Raw genomic sequence first — 7674 nt, 5'->3', positions numbered from 1 at the left:
TATCCCTTCCTCTCCCCGCTACCTCACGATAGTCAGGCTTGGGAGTCGCTATTGGGTTCACCGGTAGCAGGTGCCCACAGAGGACTTACACCTCAGATGTACGACATGCCCGTCGTACTAAAAAGGACTGAATCCTGTTCAATACAGGATTCAGTCCTTTCTTAATCTAATTTTAAGGTTCAGTAATCTTGACCTAGATCGTTGTACCTATTTAAAATTAATTTTTCCGACGTTTGCTTTGAACCATTCCAAGTGTAGCAAAGATACCAAGTCCTAGAACAGTCGCTGTTGTAGAGACTTCTGTACCTGTATTTGGAAGAGATTTAGCATCAGAGGTTGATGAACTTGCAGCCTGAACTTTAGCTGGTGCTTGATAACTTGGGTTGTGTCCCAAGGATACCAATTTAGTAGCTGGTTTTTGCTCATCTTTTCCAGCTTGATTTTCTTGCTGTTCAGGTTTAGCTGGATTAGCCGGATTCGTTGGACGGCTAGGTTTAGTTGGCTCGCTTGGTTGATTTGGATTACTTGGATTTTCAGGTTGTTCTGGTTTGGCAGGTTCAGTTGGATTCGCTAATTCTTGCCAATTAGAATCTTTTGAAATAGAGATAATCCGTGAATTTGGATTAACCACTTCGTATTTGCTGAGATCAGCTGTTTTCAAGAATTCCGCAAAGACTTCATCCATAGATGGTCCTTCTTCACGTGCTCCACCAAGCATATCATAACCATCTCCACCTGCTGCCACAAAATCATTGGTAGCAAGGTAGTAGGTTTTTTCTAAATCTAAATCTTGATACTTGCCAGATTCTGGATCCAAAATCTGGATTTTCAAGATGCGGTCAGCTGCTTCGAGAGTTGGATCAAAGAATACACGCGCACCAGATACATGAAGGAAGTAACCACTTGGTTCAAGGAGAGGTAAACCATTCTCATCCAAAACAACATTTCCATTCGCATCTTTCTGGTGAATAGCAGAAATAGAACGTTTAAACATGTCTTGAATTTGTTGGCCTTTAACCGTGATTTGAGAAATCAAGTTTCCAAACGGAAGAACCGCGATAACATCTCCTTTGGTAATGTCCTTATCTTTGACAATTGTCTCACGGAGTCCGCCACCATTCGTAACAGCTAGGTGACTTGGATGTTGGAATCCAGTTTGTCCGTAATTATAGAGAGCATCCGTTACGATATTACCAAGGTTCGTTTCACGAACACGAACATTCTCACGATTCCCTTTCAATTCAACAGGGTTATTCGCACGAATTACCACTGCATTATCTGCATCATAGGCTTCTTTAATACGACTAACTACAGCAGCAATCTCAGGATCAGGTTGTTGATCCTTCAAGTCTGCTGCAGAAATCAAACTAGCTTCACCTAATAATTTATCGGATTTAAGAACGATTTTACCAATGTTATTGAGATAAGAACCTGTCTGATTATAGGTTACATTGTCTCCATAAGTAGTTGACAAAGCTGTATGAGAGTGACCGTCAATTAAGATGACCCGTTTCCCCTTCAAATTCTCATTCTGAGAAAGAGCTTTTGCAAGTGTGTCACCACGCCACTCAAGTGGAGTTGTAGCATCCACACCAAGGTGAGCTAGAATAACATAGTTCTTATAGGACTTGCCATTAGCTCGAGCCTCAGATTCAATTTGAGCAATTACATTTTGAACTTCAGTGATTGGCTCGGTAAAAGTCACACCTACCACGTTATTTGGGTGAGTTTTGGTTGCAGTTTCAGGTGTGGTTACCCCAATAACAACAAATTCATCCCCTTCAATATTTTCGTCCCTATCTACAATAGTAGACGCTTTAAACAGACGAGCACCATCTACATAAGTGTTGGCAGAAAGGATTGGGAAGGTAAGCATTTTCTCATACTTACGTAATTGATCCAAACCAAAGTCAAATTCATGGTTCCCTACGGCAATCGCATCATAACCAACCATGTTGAGGATTTTCAACCGTTCCTCACCCTTACTTGAGTTAGAGATTGGAAGTCCTTGGAAAGCATCTCCTGCATCAACAACCAAATCCGCTTTTGTCTCTTTAATAACAGCTGCGGCCTTGGCATCGCCAATAACATTGCGATCTTCTACAATCCGGCCGTGAACATCATTGGTATGAAGAATCACTAAATCTTTGGACTCTTGGGGAGCTTCAGTATCAGCGCTGACTGCACGTGGAGCCACATCAATACTTGTAGCAGAAACCTTAGAGTCTGTTGAAGTGACTTCAGGCACCTCAACTACTGGTGGCTGGCTAGCCAAGCTTTCGGCAGTAACAGCAGGTTGTTCAGCAGCGGGAGTTTGAACCTGACTAACTGTTTCCGCAGGTTGTTCCGTACTAACTTCTTCAGCCGCAACCCCTGTTGAGAGAAAGAGAGGAGCCAAAAGGCCGGCAGATACAAGTGGGAGCAATGATTCTTTTTTCATTGGTAGAGTCCTTTCCTTTTACTGAAAACATTATAGCATAAGAAAGAGAAAAAGCCGAACAAAATCACAAAAACTTTTAGACAAAAATACAAAGGTTCGGAATTAACGAACAAATAAGGCGTAGAAAAGATTTTCTACGCCTTATTTATAAAATCGAACAGACCAATCCTGTAGAAGCCCATCTTCATAGACCATTTTAGCTGAAAATAGCGATTTTTCCTCCAAAATCCACTTAAGAAAAAGATGATCCCCCTCCCAGCTTGGTTTCAACAGCACCTCATCATAAGGAATCCAAGCCAAGCTACCTTCCGGACTCTCCATTTGCGTTCCCGAAAAATCTCGAATCCTGTAGACATAAGTATACCAGTCTGTACCAGGTGTAAAAGCAGGAAAGGTAATCAAACCAACCAGATCCATATCCTCCACGGTATAACCCGTTTCCTCAAGTACTTCTCGCTTGGCACAATCTTCTGGACTCTCACCTGCTTCTACCTTGCCTCCAACTCCGATCCATTTCCCTTCATGGACATCATTTGGCTTCTTGTTACGATGAAGAAGTAAAAACTCCTTCCCATTATCCAAATAACAAATCGTTGCTAACTGCTGCTTCATACTTTGCCTCCTAACCAATCAATCGGATTTTCTAAAAATGTATTCGCTTTGGAAAAAGGCCGACTACCAAAGAAGCCGCGGTATGCTGACAGAGGACTTGGATGAACCGATTCCAAAATCACGTGTCCCGGCCCAATAAGAGCCTTTTTCTTTTGTGCAAACTTCCCCCAAAGAATAAAAACGGTCAGCTCTGTTCGCCGACCTACTAGGGAAATCACAGCATCTGTCAAAGTTTCCCATATCCTCCCTTGATGACTGTTCGCCTGACCAGCACTTACAGTCAAAACAGAGTTCAATAAGAGCACACCTGACTGGGCCCAATCTGACAAATCCGTTCGCTCTCTCACCCCTAAATCCGTCTCCAACTCTTTAAAAATATTCCGAAGAGATGGAGGTGGTGCCACACCATCAGGGACAGAAAAACTCAAGCCATCAGCCTGCCCTTCCCCATGATAGGGATCTTGTCCCAAAATCACGACTCGCGTCTGAGCCAAACTGGTTAATTCAAACGCTCGGAAAACATTCTGCTTCGCTGGAAATACTTGTCCCACATCATAAACTTCATCTAGAAAGGTTTCAAGTTGCTCAAAATAATCACTTCCTAGCTCAGCTAGTAGAGGCTGATACCAGTCAGTCTGTTTAAATCTTTCCATGCTTGTCATCCCCTATCCATCCTAGGCTTGATAAGACCAAAATTTGTGGTAAAAATTGAATCAAGTAGCGAGTTTTACCGCCTTCGAAAACCTGAAGAAAAAGGAAGCCACCCAAAACCGCTAACATGACAAACTGAAGATCCGCTTGTTCTCCCGCAAAGCGGCGACTAGCTCGAAGGATTCCCCAGGCCAAGGCCAACCAGATGATCTGTTTGACCCAAGCGTAGACTGCAAATTCAGGTCGGTCATAAGAAATAAAATGCCGACGAATCCAGGTAAAGAAAGGTTGTAACCCCAGCACCGGATAAAGAGGAGATATATAAGGAGTTTTCTCTTTAGAGACATCTTCAAAATAAATCCAGTTCAACGTCCCATTTTTTACAGTTCCTGTCTGCTTAACAGCTGTATGTTGAAGAAAGGTCCATGGTGTATAGGCTTGCAAACGACGGATAATTTCTTTTTTTACATTTTCCTCCGCAAACATACCATTATTATACTTCTCTCGCTCCTCCGGCTCCAAATAGGCCAGTAAACCTTCCTTCATATCATCCTGATCCGTACCAGAATAAGTCAAGCCAAGATCGATAAACAGGAGGGGCGATTTTGCGAGCCCTTGACCTTCAAGCAGCTGAACTTCATCTTGTCCTTCCATCAACTGTTGAATGGGAATCGTGACCAAAGCAAATCCCAAACTAACGAGACTCAGTCCTAGTAGGAACTTCTTCCACTCTTTGGTAACCAATAAAATCATAAAGAGAGCTATTATTGTTACTAAGACTGTTGGTCTTAAAAGATAAGCAAGGGCTGTAAGCACCCCCAACTGGATTGCTAAGCGAATCATTAGCTTAGAATCATCTCTAGACTTTAAAAGCGCCATCGCAAAGAAAAATTGCAAACTGATAAAGGGAATCGCCAACATATCCGTATACATGGCCATAAAGAAAGGCGAAGCTACAAGTAAACCGGTATAAAAAAGAAAAACAAGGTCTGCACGCTTCCTCCCCCAAAAACTTTCTGTCCCTTTAAAAAGAATCAAAGCTGCACTGTTCGTCGCAAAAATATTAATGGCTTGGAGAACCCATAGGGCATTCATTCCAAAGAGCTTGTAAAACCAACGCTCATACAGAAACAGTGGCAAGTTATTAGGGTTGCGCGTAAGGTAACTAGCAATGGAAAGGGGCTTGGAGAGCTCAAAAGCTCCCAAGAACACTACTGCTGCATCTCGGCGAATTAGAAGCTGAGCTGACAACAGTAAAAGTATTTGAAAAACAGTCAACACTCCGATCACAGCCAATTTATGCTGACATAAAAAATCATAGAGCTGTTTCCAAAACATCGGTTTTTTATAAATCCAAAAGACCAGCCCTAAAGCGGTGGGCATGGTCAACCACCATGGTTGTCCCAAGGTTATAAAAGCAATAACAACCCAATGTAGGGCAATCAGGAATATAAAGCCTTGTAAAATTCTAGTTAAAACAGGATAAAGTTTGGACACGTACTTCCGTCCTTTCCTTAAAAGTTGTTGATCATAGATAGAAATAGAAATGCCTCGGTCAAGCAAAATGAATAGCCGAAGAAAGACCTTACAAAACTGACCAGCTCTAGAGCTCTTATTAAAACGAGAGGCAAAGCAGCTCTTATCCAAGATAAAACTGCCACTGCCCCACTTAAACATCCACTCCCAGATTCCAGACTAATCGGGAACTTGCTTTTTCACAGACAGCATTTCATTTTCCATGATATACAATTCGAGGCTGGGCTATGCCCGGCCTCTTTTTCCATCATTAAGCTAATTTTGCAGCAATCTCTTCTGCAAATTTTTCAAGATTTTCAATGTCTTCATCTTCGGCTGCCAAATCAACTTTAACATTTTCAGCAATTTTTACAGCACCAGTTTCGGAAAATACTTGATCAAAATCATCAACGGCCTTACAGAATTCGTCATAGAAAGTATCTCCAGATCCAACAACCCCGTAGAATTTGCCTTCAAGATTTACGTCTTTCAAGTCTTCATAAAAATCAACAATCTCATCTGGCAATTCCCCATCTCCGTAAGTATACGAAGCTACAATTGCAACATCAGCATCTACAAAATCCTCAGCTTCAACTGTTGTACACTCATCAATGTCAACATCCAACCCAAGATCTCGTAGTTTATCTGCAACAATATCTGCAATTTCTTCTGTATTCCCTGTCATACTTGCATAGACAATTTTTGCTAACGCCATAGCAGCCTCCTCTTTAATGCTTAAGAATACTCTACCTAGTTCCAAATCGAATAAAAAAGTTAATCAAGGTCCTTTAGCTAGCAACAATCTATGGAAGATGATTGATAAGACAAGCAATACGCGCAATCCATCAGATTCACTAAAAAACGTGACAACAGTAATTTAAAACAATGTGAAGTATTCATCGTTCGCTTTCCATTATATCACAAGTCTCTTGAAAGTTTGCAATGCTCCTGCCTTATGTTAAAATGGAAAAAAAGCAAAAAGGAACAAACATGGAACCTATTTTTGAAAAAATACTAGAGAAGATTGTCGCCTATGACAAAATCATCATCCACCGGCATGTAAGACCTGATTTAGATGCTATTGGTAGTCAAGTTGGTCTTCAAAACCTCCTGCTTCTCAATTACCCAGAAAAAAAGATTTTGGTTACTGGATACGATGAACCCAATCTTCATTGGCTTGCAGGAATGAACTATGTATCCGATGAAGACTATCAGGATGCCTTGGTCATCGTCTGTGACACTGCCAATCGAGAACGGATTGATGATCAACGTTACCAAAACGGAAAAGAACTCATTAAAATCGATCATCACCCAGATGATAATCCGTATGGAGACCTCTCCTGGGTCGATCCCAAAGCCTCTTCTACAAGTGAAATGATTACTCGTTTTTCCCGAGAGACCAATCTTCTTATGGACGTCCAAACCGCTAGACTTCTTTATGCGGGAATCGTGGGAGATACTGGTCGCTTCCTCTTCCCTTCAACCTCAAGTCTAACCTTTGAAATGGCTGCCTATCTTCGTCAATTTTCAATTGATTTCAGTGATTTATCCCGTCAAATGGACACTATCAGTTTAGAAGTTGCCAAACTCCAAGGATACGTCTATGACAATCTCGAAATCGATGAAAATGGGGCAGCACGTGTCACTATTCATCAAGACTATTTAAAAGAACTCAAACTAAAAGAAACGGATACTTCTGCAGTCGTTGGAGCTCCAGGACGCATTAAAGACGTCCAAAGCTGGGGAGTCTTTGTCCAACAAGAAGACGGTAGCTATCGTGTTCGCCTCCGCTCCAAAACTATTCCAATCAATGAAATTGCAAAACGACATGACGGTGGTGGCCACCCCCTCGCTAGTGGGGCCAACTCAGCTAACCTAGAAGAAAATGACCAAATCTACGCCGAAATCCAAGAATTACTGAAAAAAAGTCAGAAATAAGTCAAAAAAACTTGCCAAAGCCAACCACATTTGGTAAACTAGCTAGGTAATAATCTATGGCTCGCAAAGAGACCATGGCAGAAAGGATTTTTAACACAATGAAAAAAGATATCCATCCAGAATATCGCCCTGTTGTCTTCATGGACACATCTACTGGTTACAAGTTCCTTAGCGGTTCTACTAAGAACTCTAATGAAACTGTTGAATTTGAAGGTGAAACTTACCCAATGATCCGTGTCGAAATCTCATCAGATTCACACCCATTCTACACTGGTCGCCAAAAGTTCACTCAAGCAGATGGACGTGTGGACCGTTTCAACAAGAAATACGGCCTCAAATAAGCCTCAAAAACCTCAGCCAAATTTGGCTGAGGTTTTTGCTTGTTTTGCAATATAATCGAGTAGGGACTAATGCATAGTCCCTCTCACACCACCGTGCGTGCCGTTCGGCACACGGCGGTTCAGTTAACTTTTAACGCATGTCGTTTTAGGTAGTAATCGAGACAGCTGACCAGTCCT

The 7674-nt window shown here is 41.8% G+C and carries 7 protein-coding genes; 2 read left to right on the top strand and 5 right to left on the bottom strand.

Going from position 1 to position 7674, the window contains the following annotated elements:
* Positions 1 to 217 precede the first annotated feature (217 nt).
* The 5 genes from nt5e to ACXM1Q_RS08365 all read right to left on the bottom strand — a co-directional run bounded on the left by nt5e (position 218) and on the right by ACXM1Q_RS08365 (position 5933).
* Positions 218 to 2440 (bottom strand): cell surface ecto-5'-nucleotidase Nt5e, encoded by a 2223-nt coding sequence (nt5e, locus tag ACXM1Q_RS08385; RefSeq protein ID WP_458517680.1) that lies wholly within the window; start codon positions 2438 to 2440, stop codon positions 218 to 220.
* 141 nt (positions 2441 to 2581) lie between these two features.
* Positions 2582 to 3052, bottom strand: coding sequence for an NUDIX hydrolase (locus ACXM1Q_RS08380; protein WP_458517679.1), 471 nt, complete (start codon positions 3050 to 3052; stop codon positions 2582 to 2584).
* Complete coding sequence (locus ACXM1Q_RS08375; RefSeq protein ID WP_458517678.1) at positions 3049 to 3705, bottom strand: uracil-DNA glycosylase; 657 nt, start codon at positions 3703 to 3705, stop codon at positions 3049 to 3051. Before ACXM1Q_RS08375 ends, ACXM1Q_RS08380 begins: the two co-directional genes overlap by 4 nt.
* Complete coding sequence (locus ACXM1Q_RS08370) at positions 3692 to 5200, bottom strand: glycosyltransferase family protein (RefSeq protein ID WP_458517677.1); 1509 nt, start codon at positions 5198 to 5200, stop codon at positions 3692 to 3694. The genes ACXM1Q_RS08375 and ACXM1Q_RS08370 overlap by 14 nt, the downstream gene beginning before the upstream one ends.
* Positions 5201 to 5489: 289 nt before the next feature.
* Positions 5490 to 5933: a flavodoxin gene (locus tag ACXM1Q_RS08365; RefSeq protein WP_135036351.1), complete on the bottom strand. Its 444-nt coding sequence runs from the start codon at positions 5931 to 5933 to the stop codon at positions 5490 to 5492.
* Positions 5934 to 6208: 275 nt separating this feature from the next.
* Here ACXM1Q_RS08365 and ACXM1Q_RS08360 point away from each other — a divergent pair, with 275 nt between their 5' ends.
* Together ACXM1Q_RS08360 and ACXM1Q_RS08355 are read left to right on the top strand one after the other, a co-directional pair.
* Positions 6209 to 7156 carry a DHH family phosphoesterase gene (locus tag ACXM1Q_RS08360; protein WP_458517676.1) on the top strand — a complete coding sequence of 316 codons (948 nt, stop codon included), beginning with the start codon at positions 6209 to 6211 and terminating at the stop codon, positions 7154 to 7156.
* A 98-nt stretch (positions 7157 to 7254) separates the two neighbouring features.
* Positions 7255 to 7497 carry a type B 50S ribosomal protein L31 gene (locus ACXM1Q_RS08355; RefSeq protein ID WP_135036345.1) on the top strand — a complete coding sequence of 81 codons (243 nt, stop codon included), beginning with the start codon at positions 7255 to 7257 and terminating at the stop codon, positions 7495 to 7497.
* The last annotated feature ends 177 nt before the right edge of the window (positions 7498 to 7674 follow it).

The sequence above is a fragment of the Streptococcus sp. 10F2 genome, from assembly GCF_054331515.2.
Note: the sequence above shows the minus strand (reverse complement) of the source record. Positions and strands in the feature narration are given on the sequence as shown.